The sequence below is a fragment of the Candidatus Pantoea rara genome (assembly GCF_051136265.1).
Lineage (GTDB): Bacteria > Pseudomonadota > Gammaproteobacteria > Enterobacterales > Enterobacteriaceae > Pantoea > Pantoea rara.
In genome coordinates this window covers 3,479,718-3,496,562 of record NZ_CP194942.1, presented here as the reverse complement: position 1 = coordinate 3,496,562, position 16,845 = coordinate 3,479,718, and the positions used below count along the sequence as shown (strand labels likewise).

Here is a 16,845-nt window from a genome sequence, read left to right as displayed (position 1 = left end):
ACTTTACGTTTGTGCATCGGCTGTGCGTAGCGGTTTCAGTCGCGTGGAGCGGCTTCAGGTCACACTGCTTATCCAGCCTGACAGTGCAGGCAGGGCAGCGGGCAACTGCGACAGCAGATAAAGAATCAGCCCGATGGTGCCGCCCACCAGCGTGCCGTTGATGCGGATAAACTGCAGGTCTTTGCCGATATTGAGTTCGATCTGCTGCGACATATCGCGCGCATCCCAGCTCTTTACGGTGTCGCTGATATGTCGCGTCAGGAAGCTGGCGAACTCAGGCGCAACACTGCGCGCCGCCTGCTCCAGATGCTGGTTCATTGAATCACGCAGCGCCGGGTCGGCTGCCAGGGTTTCGCCCAGCCACAGGGCCGCACCGCGCACTTTCTCCTGCACCCGTGAATCATCACTGCTGAGATCCGCCTTGAGCCAGTTGCGCATGTCATTCCACAGCTCGCCGATGTAGCGGTTGAATGAGACATCCTCTTTCAGCCAGCCTTTGATCTCTTCGGCGCGCTCGGCCATTTCCGGGTCGTTCTGCAATTTAACGATCAGCTTGTCGACCGCCCGATTGAAACCGAGACGCAGCTCATGGCCCTGATCCAGCGCCACATCATCCAGCAGCGAATCGACCGCGTTTGCCACCAGTTCTGCACTGTGCTCGCCCAGCCATTCGGTCGGCAACATTTTGGCTTTGATAGGATGTTCGCGTTTCAGCCAGCGCACCAGCTGCATGGCAATGAACTCGCGAGTTGCGGGTTTATGCAGCAGCTTCAGCAGCTGTTCGATGGCCGCGTCCAGCAGCGCCTGATGACGGTTATTTTTGGTCAGGCTCTCCAGCACCATGGCACTGGTCTGGCTGAGATCGACCTTGTCGATCGCACGATGTACGGCGCGGCGCATAAAGGTCTGGATACGTGCGTCATCGGTCAGATCGAGGAAGCCACGCATCACCTGAAGCAGATGGCGACCGATGCGGTCCGCGTTGCCCGGCGCATTCAGCCACTGCGCCAGCAGGTTTGAAGGATCGTGACGGCGAATGAGATTCAGCAGTGAATCGGTATCAAGAAACTTCTCCTGCACAAAGCGCCCGAGGTTTTCGCCGATACGATCTTTGTTGCGCGGGATGATGGCGGTATGGCGCGAGATGAAGGGCACCGGCACGCGCCGGAACAGCGCCACCACCGCAAACCAGTCTGCCAGCGCGCCGACCATCGCGGCCTCCGCTATCGCTTTTACGCCGCTGACCCAGAAGCCGGGTGGCAGGAAAAGGGTGACGATGAACGTCGCAGCGGCGAGCAGCAACAGCAGCAGCGCCAGACGTTTCATCCGATTGAGTTCGTGTTGTTTATCCATAACCTGATCTTAGCAGAGAGCCGGGCTCATCGGCGACGGCCACCCAGCAGGCTGCCGAGTACCCCACGGATGATCTGATTGGTAATCTGACGCGTGGCGCTTTTCGCCATGGTCTGCACTACGCCGTCGTGTTTACCGCCGCGTGGGCCGGTGCGGCCAAATAAAATCTCTTTCAGACCACCGAGAATGCCATTATCGACCGCGACATCATCGCCTTTGGCCGGTGGTGCGCTGGCCTCATCGCTGGCGGCCTGGAAGCCTTTTTGCAACGTTTCAAACGCCGATTCGCGATCGACTTCAGTGTCATATTTGCCATACAGCGGGGAATGATTGATCAGACCGTTACGTTCATCGCCAGTGACCGGGCCCATGCGCGAGCCGGGCGCAATCACCATGGCGCGTTCCACGACCGACGGGCTGCCTTTGGCATCCAGGAAGGAGATTAGCGCTTCGCCCGTACCCAGCGCCTGAATTGCCTCAACACTGTCAAACGCCGGGTTGGCGCGCAGCGTATCGGCGGCCGTTTTCACCGCTTTCTGATCGCTGGGGGTGAAGGCGCGCAGGGCATGCTGGACGCGGTTGCCAAGCTGGCCCAGCACCCGATCGGGAATATCTCCTGGATTCTGGGTAACAAACCAGACGCCGACGCCTTTGGAGCGGATCAGCCGCATCACCTGTTCGATTTTCTCCAGCAGCACCGCAGGTGCGTCGGTAAACAGCAGATGCGCCTCATCAAAGAAGAACACCAGCTTTGGCTGATCGAGATCGCCTGCTTCCGGCAGATGTTCGTAAAGCTCCGACAGCAGCCACAACAGGCTGGTGGCGTAGAGTTTCGGCATCTGATAGAGCTTCTCCGCAGAGAGGATGTTGATGACGCCTTTGCCGTTGCTGTCGACGCGCATCCAGTCGGCGATATCCAGCATCGGTTCACCAAAGAAGTGTTCCGCACCCTGTTGCTCCAGCGTCAGTAAGCCGCGCTGGATCGCGCCGACCGAGGCGCTATTGATGTTGCCATAATGGGTCTGGAAGCTTTTGGCGTTGTCGCCGATGTATCGGGTCATGGCGCGCAGGTCTTTAAAATCCAGCAGCAGCAAACCCTGGTCATCGGCGATGCGGAAAATAATCTGCAGGACGCCGCTCTGCACTTCATTCAGGTTTAGCAGTCGCGCCAGCAGCAGCGGCCCAAGATCGGAGACGGTGGCGCGCACCGGATGACCTTTCTCGCCGAAGATATCCCACAGCACGACCGGATTACCTTGCGGCTGCCAGTCGGTGACGCCGATTTTTGTCAGTCTCTCCTGCAGCTTTTCACCGGACTGACCCGCCATCGCCACGCCGGTCAAATCACCTTTGACGTCGGCCATAAAGACCGGCACGCCACTGGCGGAGAACGATTCTGCCAGCTTCTGCAGCGTGACGGTTTTACCTGTACCGGTCGCGCCGGTGATGAGGCCATGACGGTTAGCCATTTGCGGTAACAGATGAAGTTCGACGTCTGGCGTCCGGGCAATCAGTAGCGGGGAAGTCATGATTTTCCACTCTCAGGCTAAAGGTTATGCCTGAAGGATAGCAAGCCGGGGCGGCACAGGAGGAGAACTATTCACCAAAAAAGGCCGCGGCTCCGTAAAGCAGCGGCCTGAATCAGAGTTACTTCTGCACCTCTTCAAAATTAAGCAGGCTGACACCGATACCCTGCTGCAGGTGACTGAGGTTACTGCGCACTGCCACCTGAACTGCGCCCTGTAAGAGGACGATAAACGGCGAATCCTGCTGGATGCGGGTTTGCAGCCCGGTGTAGAGGTTGCGACGTTTCACGGTGTCGCCCTCTCCGGCGGCAGCGCGGGTCTGGGCGCTGAGTTCGGGAATGGACCAGCCAACGCGCCACGCCAGGGTTTTGCCGCCGCCTGGCACATTTGAGGCAAAGGTGCTGGCGTTGGTATTGGGGTCGATATAGTCCGCGCCCCAGTAAGAGAATATTGCCTGGAAGTTGCGGCTGCGCATTTTGCTCCACAGCTCTGATTCCGCCACCGGCTGGATATCGAGCTGCACATCCGCTTTGGCAAAGCTTGCCTGCAGCGCCTGCGCCACATCGATATAAGGCGGCTGATTCACCACCGTCAGCGCGATATGCGTGCCGGGTTTAATGCCGCCTTTTTGCAGGATCGCCTGGGCTTTTTTCAGATCGTAATGGAACGGCGTGCTGTTCAGCGCACCATCGAAGCCGTCCGGCAGGAAGCTCTGATGGATACGGTACTGACCTTTCAGCAGCTGGTTTGCCAGGCTGTCATAGTCAACCAGCCAGCGAGCCGCCTGCCACAGCGCCGGATTCCCCAGCGCGGGTTGTTGCGGGCTTTGGGTGTTAAGCCCGATGTAGTAAATCAGGCTGGACGGAAAGGCCTCGACACGCACACTGGCAGTATTTTTCAGCGCAGCAATCTGGTCCGGGCCAAGCTGACAGGCGACATCGACATCACCCTGCTGGATCAACAGACGGCGGCTGCCGGGATCGGCCACGCCCTTGAGTAATACGCGCTTCAGATACGGCTTCTGGCTGCTGTGAGGATTGGCCTCCAGCACCAGCGCCTGCAGCGGCACAAACTGTTTGATGGCATAGGCGGCACTGCCAGCGGAGTGGTTCTTCAGCCAGGCATTGCCGTAATCGTTGCTGCTGGCGTGCTCCTGCGCCAGTTTGCTGTCGACGATGGAGGCGACAGGCGCGGTCAGCAGGCGCAGCGCCAGATCGCTGCCGATTTCAGCGGGCCAGCGCAGCGCAAGCTGGTGGTCGTTGATCACCGTAAACTGCTGGTCGATATTTTCTGGCGTCCAGCCAAATTCGCCGAGGATAAAAGAGGGCGCTTTGTTGAGTTTTACCGCACGGGTTAATGAGAACACCACATCCTGCGCGGTCAGAGAATTGCCGCTGGCGAAGCGGGCCTGCGGATTGAGGTCGAACACCAGGCTGTGGGGCGTTTTTCCGGCCTGCCAGCGCGTGGCCGCCAGTGGCGAGAGCTGCTGAGGGTTCTGGTGATCCGGCTCCAGCAGCGTCTGGTAGATATTGCGCAGGCTGCTGTTACTGATGGTTTCAAAACTTTCCGCCGGATCGAAACTGATGATGCCATCAAGTGGCACGGCAACCACCAGCGTGTCAGCAGGCGTGGCGGCATGGGCCGGATGAACCAGTGCCAGAGCAGTGAATAAAGAGAGTGAGAGTCGCGTTTTGCGCATCGGGAGTTATCCTGAGTCGTTAATCGCTCTACTCTATCGGGCGCCCGATAATCTCAAAATGCCGGTTTGTTATGAGCTTTGCACAATTATTAGCGTAGAGATTCAGGCAAAGAGACAAAACAAGATAATAACGATCAGTCATTATTTCATCGTCATTTTGCAGCGGGCGAAATAAAGCCGGTTTTACTCAGCCGATCACAAATTGCGCGCAGTCTGATTGTATGACTATCGAAGTAACTATACTGTTAACGATGAGAATCATTCTCTGGTATGGAAGTATGATATTTTTTTATCGGTTATTCAGCGTGATGATGACAGGGCGAAAATAATAACCCTCTATTCTGCGTCATAAAGGCTAAGCACCCGATGTTTATGCGGTTTTAGCTGCAATTCCCGCGCTGTAATTCTTTTACCTGTCTGCAACCTCTCCGCAACACCATGATAAACTTTCACATCGACACATTTTAAATTCAATTTTTACATTCAGACACACATATATCCCTAATATTACCAGGTTATTAACCGATAGGTTCCGTTAGTCACCGATACATAATTCTACCCGCCCTTATCTGTTCTGCCGTGGTCTTTGTTGTATGCGTTAACCTCTGCGGAGCGTTTCCTGCCTGCACTCTGCCTTACTGCGCCATAACAAATAAAGCGGGTATTTAGCAGATGAGAGTCGTGCGGATATGCTGTTAGAAAAACCCACCACCAGGCGTAAATTTTTGCTCGGTTCACTGCTGGCATTGCCATTAAGTGAGCTGGTCCTGAAAGGCATGACTGCGGCACAGGCTGCAGAGATGGCCGCACCCGAGTTAGCCGATTACAAACCCATTTTTTTTAGTGCCGATGAGTGGCAGTTCATTCTGGCCGCCACCGACCGTCTGATTCCGGCGGGCGGCAAAGGCAAAGCGCCGGGCGCGCTGGAAACCAACGTGCCGATCTTTATCGATCAGCAGCTGCACAGCGAAGCGTTTGGCAGCGAAATCTACCTGCAGGGGCCTTTTAATACCCAGGCGCCAGCCACCATGGGTTATCAGATTCCGTTCCGCCCTCAGCAGATGTATCAGACCGGTATCCGGCTGATTAATCAGTGGTCGCAGAACACGCATCAGAAAGCCTTTCATGCGCTGACGCTGGAAGAGAAAGATGCGGTGCTGACCCAGGTAAACAAAAATGAGATCGACTTTGCCGCGCTGGGCGAAGCCGATCTTAAGCCTTCTCACTTTTTCAGCCAGCTGCTTTCAGATACCAAGCATGGCTACCTGGCCGACCCGATGTACGGCGGTAATAAAGGCATGAAAGCCTGGATCGCCATCGGATTCCCGGGCGCGCGTGCCAGCTTCACCGAATGGGTGAAACAGCACAACGTGCCTTATCCGCTCGGCCCGGTCAGCATCAAAGGTGAACGCGCATAACGCGCTTCCACATCAGGTATTTGAAACAGGATTATCATGGCACAGGTTACTAAAAAAGAAGTCGACGTCGTGGTCTGCGGCCTCGGCTGGGCAGGCTCGCTGATGAGCATCGAGCTGGCGCTGGCCGGTCTGGACGTGCGCGCGCTGGAGCGCGGCGGCGATCGTGATTACGACGAGTTCGCCTACCCGAAACCGGCGGATGAATACGCCTATGCGGTGCGCAACAAAGTGTTTGCCACGCCCGCCGAAGTGGCGGTCACCGTGCGCTACAACAGCAGCCAGACCGCATTACCCACCCGTAAATGGGGCGCCTTTGCACCGGGCACCGGCGTAGGGGGTTCTGGCCTGCACTGGACAGCGGTACTGATCCGTCCGACGCCAACCGATATCAAACTGAAGACCTATGTCGACGAGGCGTATAAGCCGGGCATTCTGCAGGATGATATGCGGGTAATGGACTTCCCGTTCAGCTGGGAAGAGATCGAACCTTATTACTACAAATTCGAACTGATTTGCGGCCAGTCGGGCAACACCGGCAACCTGCGCGGCAAAATTCTGGAAGGCGGCGATCCGTTTGAAGGCCCGCGTTCTGAGCCTTATCCGCTGCCTGCGCTGGATGACACACTGAACAACGTGATGTTCAAAGAGGTGGCGACCAAACTCGGTTACCATCCGTTCCCGAACCCGTCAGCCTGTGTGTCGCGTGCGTGGAAAAACCCGTACGGCAACCAGATCGCGCCGTGCAACTACTGCGGCTACTGCAGTAAATATCCCTGCCTGAACTACTCTAAAGCGTCGCCGCAGACTGCCGTCATGGATTCGCTGAAGCGCATGCCGAACTTCTCTTATGAAGTGAACGCGGAAGTGATCAAGGTCGTGCTGAATGATGATAAGAAAACCGCGAAAGGCGTGATCTACATTGATGCACAGGGCAACGAATGCTTCCAGCCAGCGAAGATCGTAGTGCTGAGCAGCTTCCAGCTCTACAACGTGCGTCTGATGCTGCTCTCCGGCATCGGCAAGCCTTACAACCCGATTACCGAAGAGGGTGTGGTAGGGCGTAACTACGCGTTCCTGTCGAACGGCGGCGCAACGCTGTTCTTCAAAGATAAAAACTTCAATCCGTACGCCACGGCGGGCGCGACCGGCCAGATGTTTAACGATATCTCGCCAGGCAACTTCGACGGTCCTTCGCTCGGCTTCCTGGGCGGTGCGAAGATTCACAGCTCACAGGCGACCGGTACGCCAATCAGCACCGCGCTGCCAAAAGGCACGCCGACCTGGGGCATGGGCTACAAGGAAGGTCTGGAAGAGTGGTACGGTCATTCGATGAAGATCAGCATCACCACCACCTGCCAGTCTTACCGCGATATCTATCTGGATCTCGATCCGAACTACAACGATCACCGCGGGCTGCCTCTGCTGCGTATGACGTTTAACTGGAAAGAGAACGAGCTGAAGCTGCAGCAGCATCTGAAAGGCATCGTCGGCAACATTGCCAAAGAGCTGAACCCGGACAGCATGAGCATGAGCTTCCTGCCGATGGGCGCGGATTTCGATCTCACTAAATATGTCTCTACCCATAACGTGGGCGGCGCAGTGATGGGCGATAACCCGAAAACCTCGGCACTCAACAAGTATCTGCAGAGCTGGGATGTGCATAACGTCTTTGTGCCGGGTGGCAACGCCTTCCCGCAGAACTTCCAGGCGAACCCGACCGACACCATCGGTGCGATTACCCTGATGGCGGCTCAGGCGATCAAAGATCATTACCTGAAAAATCCCGGCCCACTGGTACAGGCATAAGCGCATGAATAAGCTGAAACTGAAGTCTTTTATTTTTGCCAACGCGGTGCTGCTGGCCAGTGGATTTGCGCTGCCGGTTCACGCCGAAGATGAAGCGCAACTGATTAAGCAGGGCGAATATCTTTCCCGGCTGGGCGACTGCATGGCGTGCCACTCGCTGCCCGGCAAACCGGCCTATTCAGGCGGACTGGCGATTGAGTCGAACCTCGGCACCATTTTCTCCACCAACATCACGCCCGATAAGCAACATGGTATCGGCAACTACAGCGAGCAGCAGTTCTCTGACGCGGTGCGTAAAGGCGTATTACCGGACGGATCGCATCTCTATCCGGCCATGCCTTATCCTGACTACGCCAAAATCAGCGATGCCGATATCCATGCGCTCTACGCCTATTTCATGAAAGGCGTGCAGCCAAGCGCAGAACAGCCGCCGGAAACCGATCTGAGCTTCCCGTTCAGCCAGCGCTGGGGCATGCGGTTCTGGAACTGGGCGTTCGCGTCTGACAAGCCGTTCCAGCCGATTGGTGGCGCGTCAGCCGAGGTTAACCGCGGTGCCTATATCGTGGAGAGTCTGGGCCACTGCGGCAGCTGCCATACGCCGCGCGGTCTGGGCATGAACGAGAAAGCGCTGGATAGCGGCGACGATAAATTCCTGGCAGGCGGCAGCCTGAACAACTGGGATGTGCCGTCACTGCGCGGTGTGCCGCACTGGAGCGAGCAGGAAATCGTGGATTATCTGCAGACCGGCCGTAACGATAAAGCGGCAGTGGGCGGTGAGATGACCTCGGTGGTTGAGCACAGCACCTCACACATGACCGATGCCGATTTGAAAGCCATCGCGGCCTACCTGAAGTTCCTGGGCGGCAATCCGCCATTGCAGGCGTTCAGCGTGCAGGCGCAGCAGGCAACGGAAGCGAAACTCACCGCCGCGAAGAACCTCAGCGAAGGCGAGCGTCTCTATCTGGATAACTGCGGTGCCTGTCATTTCGTGACCGGCAAAGGCGCACCTGGGATTTTCCCGGAGCTGGATGGGGCCACCATCGTCAATGCTAACGATCCAACCGGCTTGATCCACACCATTCTGGCGGGCGCGCAGCAGCCTTCGACCGAAAAAGCCCCTTCGAAGCTGGCGATGCCGGGCTTTGCCCAGCGGCTGAATGATGATGAAGTCGCAAAGCTCGCGACCTTTATTCGTCAGGGCTGGAGCAACACCGCGCCAGCGGTGAGCAAAGATCAGGTTGCTGAAGTACGTAAAACGCTGAAGTAATTGAGCTGTCCCCTCTGCCGGTCAGCAGAGGGGACATTCCGGATCAGTGAAAGGTGCGCACCACTTCCAGCACGCCGTTAATGATGAACTGCACGCCCATACAGACCAGTAAAAATCCCATCAGGCGCGAGATCGCCTCAATGCCGCTTTTACCCACCAGCTTCATGATGGCACCCGAACTGCGCAGGGAGATCCACAGAATCAGGCTCACCAGCAGGAAGGTCAGCACTGGCGCGACACTAATCACCCAGGCAGGAAAATCGACGCCACTTCTTACCGTCGAAGCGGAAGAGATGATCATCGCAATGGTTCCTGGCCCCGCCGTGCTCGGCATTGCCAGCGGCACAAAGGCGATGTTCACCGGTTCTTTGGTTGCCTCCTGCTCATCCAGTTTCTGCTTCGCTTCTACCGAATGCCCTGCGGGCTTCGCCGGGAACAGCATCCGGAAGCCGATAAAGGCAACGATCAGGCCGCCCGCCATACGCAGGCCAGGAATGGAGATGCCGAAAGTATTCAGCACCGCACTGCCCGCATACCACGCCACCATCATGATGGCGAAAACATAGATAGAAGCCTGCCGCGCCTGGCGGTTACGCTCCTGGAAGTTCATCTCACCTGCCAGACCTAAAAACAGCGCCACGGTGGTGAGCGGATTGGCGAGCGGCAGGATCACCACCAGCCCCAGGCTAATCGCTTTAATCAGCTCCAGCATGTGCCCTCTCCCTGATTAGTGTTTCGGACGCTCCAGCGCCTCAAGCAGCTCCGGGAAGAAGTCCTGCAGGATTTCCGGCGTCATCAGTTCGGGGTACTGCATCAGATGCTCGCGGATACGTTCGTTAACGTCCGGCAGCAGATGCCGGGCGGCTTCGCTGGCGGTGATTTTGTGCTTCTTCATGGCGCGCAGCAGATCGCCTGGCAGCGAGTCTTCATCGTCGGCGTCATCAACCATCTCCAGCGCATCCAGCTCGTCGAACATCTCCATCAGCGCTTCAGTCTGCGGCGTACGCGACTCATATTCGCGTGGATGTTCATCTTCCAGGAAGCGCAGCATCGCGCGCATTGGCGTGCCGTCTGGCGTAGAAGGCGGCTCGGTGGCGAACCAGCTCAGCAGCTGATGCATGGTGACCTGATGGACGCGGAATCCACTGTCGACCAGCTCATCGGCCAGCAGCTCGGCAGTTTCGTTTTCAATCAGGCAGATGTGGGTGCGTTTAGGCTCGTACTGCTCCAGCCACTGGTAGATCTCTTCAATCACGCCATCGTCATACTCGAATTTTTTGCTGAGATAGCTGTCATCCTGCTCGTGAACGCAGGCGTGAATCTGATCGGGGTCGAAGTAAAGTGCGATGTTGATGCCTTTCATGCGTGCTGTCCTGTAGAAACCAAAACAACACTATAGCGCTCAACCCCAGGTTAAGGGAATGTCAGGCATCACAGCAGTGGGGCGTTTAATGCTCCCCTCAGAGCAGAGAGGGGAGAGAAGAGGAGAGGGATCACGAGATAAAGTTTTTGCCCTGCTTCAGTACCACGTCACAGGCTTTAGTTTTCAGCTTCTCACCCATCGGCGAATTGCTCAGGCTTTGCAGATTGAGCTGCTGGCCGTTACCGGTGTTCAGCAGGCCTGCCACGCCCTGGGTGTAGTCGGTTTTCTGCTCCTGTGCGGTGGTGGTATTCAGACCCAGCTTACTCAGCACCTGATCTTTCACCGACTGCACATTATTTTTCACCACGTTGTGTTCGACACAGTACTGCATCACACCCGCGGCATTGGTCATGCTGTTGGCGCTGACCGCTTTGTCACCGCCGCCCAGCATGCTGGAAATAGAAGAGAGCGACAGGCCGCCATTCTGCTGTGTAGTGCCGGTTGTACTGCCGTTGTTCTGCTGGCTGAGCTGTGATGCTGCACTGCTCAGCTGATCCTGCCAGCTTGCCGCTGATGCACTGCCCGCCACCAGAAGTGCCGCCAGTCCCCATCCCCACGCACTGCGTTGTGCTCGTTTCATCTCAACCTCTGTATGGACTTATTTGTTTTCCTAAGAAAGGCTGAGGAGCAGAAAGTTCCTGAATTTCTTTCACAGATAAAAGTTTGAGAATGTTCTGTAATCGATGCCGTGAAATATTCAGGTGAGTGTGAGGGTTGTTATTCTTTGCGGCCATGACTGGTGGCGGATAATAAGCGCGAGCTACCGGAAGTTTATTTAAGCTTTTGCCTGTATTTGTCAGGAATTGTCCTGGTTTAAATTAAATTTACCGCTTTGCTTATAAGCGATATTTTAAGTGGTTGCGTCTGGCGTGTTAATATTTACCTGCGAAATTACCTTTCATTAAGATATTGATTAATATCTTATTTAATTTTAAATCACAGCGATAAAATAAGCCGAATCGCTTTTTTTAGAGGTGGTTTTATGTGCCGAAATAAAATTGAGGTGGCGAGATTTTTTATTATTTCGCCTTGCGGAATCCGCGAGAGTGTTCATGCTTAATCACTGTGTCAGGCAGTTGTGATTTAATTTTTAACGGGAGCGATAATATGGCTGGACAGCCAGAGCACAATGAAAATGCAGACGTCACGCTTAAACTCGCGGAAGAGCAAATAGCCCTGACGAAGCAAAAGATTGTGGATGGACATGTCCGAGTTACCCGTTCCACAACTGAACATGACGAGGTCATCAGTACGCTGCTTAACCGGGAGAAGGTTGAGGTTGAGCATGTAGCGAAAGCGCAGATCGTTGAAACGATGCCTGAAATCAGGGAAGAGAACGGTGTACTGATTGTCCCGGTAGTAGAGGAAGAAATCCAAATCGTCAGAAAGCTGGTGCTTAAAGAGGAGATCCACATCCGAAAAGTGCAGGAGAATGTTCCTTTTCAGGAAGTGGTGACCCGACGTAAGCAGCAGGTGAACGTTGAAAGAGATGACGATCAAATTAGCTAACAGAGAGGAACCTATCATGGCACAGGAAAAAATCGTAACACTGTTCGATTCTGCAATTCAGGCAGAGGCCGCGAAAAGAAATCTCGTGAAAGCAGGCTTTTCTGATCGGGACATCAGTCTTATCAGTGGGGAACGTTTGCAGCAGGAAGGGCAGTCTATTCGCCATCCGAGCCTGTGGCAGCGTCTGTTCGGGCACGACGTCGATAAAGATGAGGCGGATGTCTATACCAAAGCGATGGACAAGGGCGGCGTTGTGCTGACCATCCGCACTGAGGAGGAGAAGCTGGCCCGCGCCATGACAATTCTCCATTCTCATGATTCGGTAGATGTGCCGTCACGCATGCAAAGCTCAGTTAATAATGGCAACACCGCGCCGGGCATCAACCCGACAGCAGGTAAGCAGTTTGCCGGTGAGACCAATGACCGCCCGGCTGAGCCGCTACGCACCTCACTGACTGGTGATGAGAGCGAAGCTGATATTCTGCGTCTGGCCGAAGAGCAGGTGGAAGTGGGTAAACGTCTGGTCAGTGAAGGCTCGACCCGCGTTCGACGCTATACCGTGACTGATACCGTATCTGAAGATATCTCGCTGCATGAGCAGCACGCTGACATCTTCCGTCGCTCGGTGAATGAACCCGCGCTGGCCGGAGAAGTGGACTGGTCAGAGAAAACTGTCGAGGTCGCTGAGACCCATGAGCAGCCGGTGATCAATAAAACGACCCACGTGAAAGAAGAAGTGGTGGTGCGTACTGACGGCAGCGATCGTACCGAGACCATTAACGATACGGTGCGTCGTCAGGAAGTGGATATCGACCATGCACGAAGTGGTCTGGAGCGCGAGCTGCCGGGTACCACCGCAGCGGGCAGACCTGCCGCAGCGGGTGCAGCGACGCAGTCACCCGCTGCGCATAATCGCGACCACAAAGAGAGCCTGACTGAGAAGGTGAGCGAGAAAGCCAGCGAAGTGAAGGACAAGGTTGAAAGTAAGTTGCATGATCACTCACATTGAGGCGCTCATCCTGACAACAACAGGCGCTGACGGGTATCGATGATACCCGATGCTGAGCATGCAAGATGCTGAAATATGCATGAAGGGGCCAACCGAGAGGTTGGCTCTTTTGCGTTGTGGGGGGCGTTAAAAACAGATAACGGCATCATATCTTCTTCGATACAATCAGGTGATATCCGCGCAGGTTGGGCAGAAATAAAACATAAGGGAATAAAGTGAACTGTAAACCGATGCTTTTCGTGCTGGCGATGCTCTCCCTGTCGGCTCAGGCCGTCCAGAGCGGAAAAACGCTTGAGCATAAAGACTGGGAAGTTGTCTGTGATAACACCCTGACCTGCCGCATTGCGGGTTATGCCAAAGAAGAGGATCCGTCCGGCTCGATCCTGCTCACCCGTTCCGCTGGACCGGGAACGGAGACAGTGGGCGAAGTGACGCTGGGCGACACCGAAGATGACAGCAAACCGGCGGAAAAGCTGACGCTGTGGATCGACGGGAAATCAGCAGGGGATTTGGTTGCAGCTGATGACAACTGGCGGATGTCGGCAAGTCAGACCTCAGCGGTCATCAGCGCTGTCAAAGGCAGCGGTAAAGTCGAGTTTAAAGGCGGCACCAAACCATTTCTGCTTTCCGGTGAGGGCGCTTACGCTGTGCTGCTGAAAGCGGACGACGTGCAGGGCCGTATCGGCACGCAAGGTGCGCTCACCAAAAAGGGCAATAAGCCGGAAAGCAGCGTCGCTAAAGGTGTGCCTGCACCGGTTATTCAGGCAGCAAAAACCCTCGGCGGCGAACCCCGTTGGATGACCGCTTCTGAAAGCGACGCACTGAAAACCCGGCTGCTTGCAACGGTCAATCACAATGACGATGACACGTGCGACAGCCTCTATTCACCGGCAGAAAACAGCGATCCGGAAACCGACGGACTTACGCTTACGCCACTGGATGACACCCATGCTTTGCTTTCGGCACTCTGCTGGCGTGCCGCTTATAACGAAGGATATGGCTACTGGGTTATTGATAACCAGCTGAAAGGCAAGCCTGAGCTGGTGACCATTTCCGGGTCCGATTATGACAAGGGCGAGATTACCAGTGTGCAGAAAGGCCGGGGCATCGGCGACTGCATGAGCCAGGAAAACTGGGTATGGGACGGCAAGACCTTCTGCAAAAGTTATGACGGCGGGACCGGCATGTGCCGTTACATCCATGCGGGCGGCACCTGGGATCTGCCGACGCTGGTGACGGATGTGAAGCCTGTTTCGGGTTAAGCCGGTGAACCTGAGATCCAAAAAGACGTTTTTTTCAGCAGTTGCACCACTGCCTGCGGATAAGGGTTGCGGAAACAGGGGGTAACGGTATAATCCTCAACGTTTTCCGCATACCCTTCAGTGCCGAAGTGGCGAAATCGGTAGACGCAGTTGATTCAAAATCAACCGCCGCGAGGCGTGCCGGTTCGATTCCGGCCTTCGGCACCAGATATGCAAATTTAAGTCGCTTAAGGGCGGCTTTTTTTGTGTCTTACACTCTTGAGTCCAGCTCTTCTTCTTCACATCCGATTCAGTCGTTCACTATTACTGCGAATCAATGTACATCACTTCCTAATACATTTACTTATATGTTAATTCAAAAAATTTTATTAAACATAAACTAATTATGAAGAATAATAATTTTATAGAAAAGTGTTGATTTATGTTACAGATAAAATTAAAGGATAAGAGTGAAATATCTGTGGCGTTATATGGCCTTAAAATAAAAAATGTGAATACTTTTTTGGAGCATTGATTAGGATTCAAGAACATCTTTAAGCTGTGTGAAAGATAGGTTTTTACCAGACCTCAGAGCTACCCAGATATGCAAACTTGCCAGTATAACCAAACGATCGCTGAGTTAAGCCAGATAACAGCTTAAAGCTCACTGAATCGCTTTTTTCAATGCTAGATATAGTAGATGCGCTCACTTGAGTAACAGATAAAATCTGAATTATATGTGGTTAAAGTTATACAAGGTTTGGCCCTATGCGCAATCTAAACATCTTTGTTCTGCAATCAGCCAAATTGCTTCATAGTCTGCCTAGGGAAGGTATGGCTGGGGTCATTAACAAACTACTGGATGACTTTAATGTTTAGTAGAGTTAATGTTTATGTTTATATAGAATGGTAAAAAATTTTCTTCAGAGGCCGTGCGGTTATGAGCGCAATCACATTACAAAAGGCTTTGGGTGTTCTTGCGAAGTCATCTTCGTTTTCCGTCACCACCGTGACACACCGCCAGAAGGATGAGTTAGATCAGTTGAAGGAACAACTCTTTGTTAAACAAGAGATTGAAACTGAATTGCAACGCTATCTGGATGTTTCTAAACCTGGCGAAATCATTTTTTTGTGCGGTAGTAGCGGGGACGGAAAATCAGAAATTTTAACCCGCTGTCAGTCAGATCCGCGTTATCAGCGGCGATTTAGTTTCCATCTGGATGCCACTCATAGCTTTGCCCCTCGACAATCAGCCATTGACGCTTTGAATGAGCTATTTGCTAATCATCATCAGCAGTCATCTCCATTGCTCATTGGCATCAACACCGGAATGCTCGCTAACTTTGCTCGAGAAGGCGCTGAATGCCACAAGATGATCCGGTCTGCAATTGACTCATTTTTATCCGGGCAGCAGGATGCAAGCCGTCCTTACCGTAACGAGAATTGTTCTTTTTTTGATTTTGAACATTACCCTAAATTCCAGTTTGACGAAAGCAAACAATATTCATCATTTATTAAGTCCTTATTAGATAATTTAACTCGTGATGATGATAATAATTTCTTTCAGTTTATTTTCCGGCGCGAGGAGTCTGTTAACCCAGATCTAAAAGAGGTTGCAAACTTTAAATTTCTTTGCATGTCTGGCGTGCAGAATGTATTAATTACGCAGCTCTTTAAAGCGCGGTTGATTAAAGACCAGTTTGTAACGACCCGAACGCTGCTGGACTTTCTGCATCATCTGTTGATGGGGCCAGGCTACTTATTTGATAACCTGTTCATCGGTGCAGAAAATGATTTGATTAAAAAAGTTTGTGATTTTGATCCCGCCAGATTGCACACCTATGAACTTGATCAATTTGTTTTGCGCTATGAACTGGGACTGGTTGACTCCGAACTCGATGATTTTTTAGCCGCACTTGAGCCGTTGCACATTAAGTTTGATCGCCAGAGCGTTAAGCCCGGTGACGCAACCTCCTTGATCCGTCTTTTCTGGCTATTGCAGCACGAGTCGCTGGGTAATGATTATCATCGGAGATTTTCCGCGTTTTTTAACGAATCGTTGTTTGAGCGTTACTCAGAAATCTGGCGTTTGCATAGAAATTACACAGCGGATCCGGAGCAAAAAAGATCACTGAATCGCTTCTATGCTTTTGAGCTTATCGCAGGTATCCAGCGCTATGCTAACCGCAAAGCACCTGAATTAAGTATGCAAAAAGAAGAGTTCTTTTTGGGTGAGTTTGGTGGGGTAAAAATAACCGCACCGGTAGAGGTGAAGCCTGATTGGGATGCTATCCGTAATAAACATACGGCTCATCCAACTGGCTTCGATGTCTATTTAAAGGTGGGGCGAAATCCACTGCCGCATATCCATATCGGGCTTAATTTGTTCGAATTATTGGACAAGTTGAATAATGGTTATCGTCCGAATAAATACGATAAAAATGCCATCGTGTTACTGGATGAAATTGTAGAGTTGATCGCGGAGCAGGCTAAATCCAGCAGCGAAATCAAATTTTATGATGGCAGACAGCGGGTTTATCGTGCAAAGGCGGATGACGATATGATCACTATTAGCGGTATGGAGGGTTAGTAGA

Annotated in this window: 13 protein-coding genes and 1 tRNA gene; 8 read left to right on the top strand and 6 right to left on the bottom strand. The window is 53.5% G+C overall.

Annotated elements, in window-relative coordinates; translation table 11 throughout:
- Window positions 1-54 precede the first annotated feature (54 nt).
- The 3 genes from ACR8BF_RS16540 to ACR8BF_RS16530 all read right to left on the bottom strand — a co-directional run bounded on the left by ACR8BF_RS16540 (window position 55) and on the right by ACR8BF_RS16530 (window position 4,578).
- Window positions 55-1,353: a DUF445 domain-containing protein gene (locus ACR8BF_RS16540; protein ID WP_179897446.1), complete on the bottom strand. Its 1,299-nt coding sequence runs from the start codon at window positions 1,351-1,353 to the stop codon at window positions 55-57.
- Window positions 1,354-1,379: 26 nt separating this feature from the next.
- Window positions 1,380-2,882 carry a DUF853 domain-containing protein gene (locus ACR8BF_RS16535; protein WP_314984811.1) on the bottom strand — a complete coding sequence of 501 codons (1,503 nt, stop codon included), beginning with the start codon at window positions 2,880-2,882 and terminating at the stop codon, window positions 1,380-1,382.
- A 118-nt stretch (window positions 2,883-3,000) separates the two neighbouring features.
- On the bottom strand, window positions 3,001-4,578 hold the full coding sequence (locus tag ACR8BF_RS16530; RefSeq protein WP_434745300.1) for an ABC transporter substrate-binding protein: 1,578 nt from the start codon (window positions 4,576-4,578) through the stop codon (window positions 3,001-3,003).
- Window positions 4,579-5,267: 689 nt separating this feature from the next.
- Between ACR8BF_RS16530 and ACR8BF_RS16525 the strand changes: the two genes are divergently transcribed.
- The 3 genes from ACR8BF_RS16525 to ACR8BF_RS16515 are packed head-to-tail and all read left to right on the top strand — an operon-like array spanning window position 5,268 to window position 9,069.
- Window positions 5,268-5,996: a gluconate 2-dehydrogenase subunit 3 family protein gene (locus ACR8BF_RS16525; protein WP_179897451.1), complete on the top strand. Its 729-nt coding sequence runs from the start codon at window positions 5,268-5,270 to the stop codon at window positions 5,994-5,996.
- A gap of 36 nt (window positions 5,997-6,032) precedes the next feature.
- Window positions 6,033-7,802 carry a GMC family oxidoreductase gene (locus ACR8BF_RS16520; RefSeq protein WP_135910279.1) on the top strand — a complete coding sequence of 590 codons (1,770 nt, stop codon included), beginning with the start codon at window positions 6,033-6,035 and terminating at the stop codon, window positions 7,800-7,802.
- Between the two features lie 4 nt (window positions 7,803-7,806).
- Window positions 7,807-9,069: a c-type cytochrome gene (locus ACR8BF_RS16515; RefSeq protein ID WP_179897453.1), complete on the top strand. Its 1,263-nt coding sequence runs from the start codon at window positions 7,807-7,809 to the stop codon at window positions 9,067-9,069.
- 43 nt (window positions 9,070-9,112) lie between these two features.
- Here the strand turns inward: ACR8BF_RS16515 and ACR8BF_RS16510 are convergent, their stop codons facing one another.
- The 3 genes from ACR8BF_RS16510 to ACR8BF_RS16500 form a co-directional block, all read right to left on the bottom strand.
- The gene (locus tag ACR8BF_RS16510) at window positions 9,113-9,781 is read right to left on the bottom strand and encodes a MarC family NAAT transporter (protein WP_292986307.1); all 669 of its coding nucleotides are present in this window, start codon (window positions 9,779-9,781) and stop codon (window positions 9,113-9,115) included.
- A gap of 15 nt (window positions 9,782-9,796) precedes the next feature.
- The gene (locus ACR8BF_RS16505; protein WP_179897455.1) at window positions 9,797-10,432 is read right to left on the bottom strand and encodes a hypothetical protein; all 636 of its coding nucleotides are present in this window, start codon (window positions 10,430-10,432) and stop codon (window positions 9,797-9,799) included.
- A 130-nt stretch (window positions 10,433-10,562) separates the two neighbouring features.
- Complete coding sequence (locus tag ACR8BF_RS16500; RefSeq protein WP_179897457.1) at window positions 10,563-11,072, bottom strand: DUF2501 domain-containing protein; 510 nt, start codon at window positions 11,070-11,072, stop codon at window positions 10,563-10,565.
- A gap of 527 nt (window positions 11,073-11,599) precedes the next feature.
- Between ACR8BF_RS16500 and ACR8BF_RS16495 the strand changes: the two genes are divergently transcribed.
- From ACR8BF_RS16495 to dptF, 5 genes are all read left to right on the top strand, one after another.
- Window positions 11,600-12,001 carry a DUF2382 domain-containing protein gene (locus ACR8BF_RS16495; RefSeq protein ID WP_292986304.1) on the top strand — a complete coding sequence of 134 codons (402 nt, stop codon included), beginning with the start codon at window positions 11,600-11,602 and terminating at the stop codon, window positions 11,999-12,001.
- Between the two features lie 16 nt (window positions 12,002-12,017).
- On the top strand, window positions 12,018-13,010 hold the full coding sequence (locus ACR8BF_RS16490) for a YsnF/AvaK domain-containing protein (RefSeq protein ID WP_434745299.1): 993 nt from the start codon (window positions 12,018-12,020) through the stop codon (window positions 13,008-13,010).
- 230 nt (window positions 13,011-13,240) lie between these two features.
- Entirely contained in the window at window positions 13,241-14,272 is a 1,032-nt protein-coding gene (locus ACR8BF_RS16485; RefSeq protein WP_434745951.1) for a DUF1176 domain-containing protein, read from the top strand.
- A gap of 122 nt (window positions 14,273-14,394) precedes the next feature.
- A tRNA-Leu gene (locus ACR8BF_RS16480) sits at window positions 14,395-14,479 on the top strand.
- Between the two features lie 712 nt (window positions 14,480-15,191).
- Complete coding sequence (gene dptF, locus ACR8BF_RS16475) at window positions 15,192-16,841, top strand: DNA phosphorothioation-dependent restriction protein DptF (protein WP_434745298.1); 1,650 nt, start codon at window positions 15,192-15,194, stop codon at window positions 16,839-16,841.
- Window positions 16,842-16,845: the final 4 nt, after the last annotated feature.

What these genes read in the sequence shown, in the direction of transcription:
- ACR8BF_RS16540 (WP_179897446.1), bottom strand. Translation starts at nt 1,353, where the DNA reads ATGGATAAACAACACGAACTCAATCGGATGAAACGTCTGGCGCTGCTG.
- ACR8BF_RS16535 (WP_314984811.1), bottom strand. Translation starts at nt 2,882, where the DNA reads ATGACTTCCCCGCTACTGATTGCCCGGACGCCAGACGTCGAACTTCAT.
- ACR8BF_RS16530 (WP_434745300.1), bottom strand. Translation starts at nt 4,578, where the DNA reads ATGCGCAAAACGCGACTCTCACTCTCTTTATTCACTGCTCTGGCACTG.
- ACR8BF_RS16525 (WP_179897451.1), top strand. Translation starts at nt 5,268, where the DNA reads ATGCTGTTAGAAAAACCCACCACCAGGCGTAAATTTTTGCTCGGTTCA.
- ACR8BF_RS16520 (WP_135910279.1), top strand. Translation starts at nt 6,033, where the DNA reads ATGGCACAGGTTACTAAAAAAGAAGTCGACGTCGTGGTCTGCGGCCTC.
- ACR8BF_RS16515 (WP_179897453.1), top strand. Translation starts at nt 7,807, where the DNA reads ATGAATAAGCTGAAACTGAAGTCTTTTATTTTTGCCAACGCGGTGCTG.
- ACR8BF_RS16510 (WP_292986307.1), bottom strand. Translation starts at nt 9,781, where the DNA reads ATGCTGGAGCTGATTAAAGCGATTAGCCTGGGGCTGGTGGTGATCCTG.
- ACR8BF_RS16505 (WP_179897455.1), bottom strand. Translation starts at nt 10,432, where the DNA reads ATGAAAGGCATCAACATCGCACTTTACTTCGACCCCGATCAGATTCAC.
- ACR8BF_RS16500 (WP_179897457.1), bottom strand. Translation starts at nt 11,072, where the DNA reads ATGAAACGAGCACAACGCAGTGCGTGGGGATGGGGACTGGCGGCACTT.
- ACR8BF_RS16495 (WP_292986304.1), top strand. Translation starts at nt 11,600, where the DNA reads ATGGCTGGACAGCCAGAGCACAATGAAAATGCAGACGTCACGCTTAAA.
- ACR8BF_RS16490 (WP_434745299.1), top strand. Translation starts at nt 12,018, where the DNA reads ATGGCACAGGAAAAAATCGTAACACTGTTCGATTCTGCAATTCAGGCA.
- ACR8BF_RS16485 (WP_434745951.1), top strand. Translation starts at nt 13,241, where the DNA reads ATGCTTTTCGTGCTGGCGATGCTCTCCCTGTCGGCTCAGGCCGTCCAG.
- dptF (WP_434745298.1), top strand. Translation starts at nt 15,192, where the DNA reads ATGAGCGCAATCACATTACAAAAGGCTTTGGGTGTTCTTGCGAAGTCA.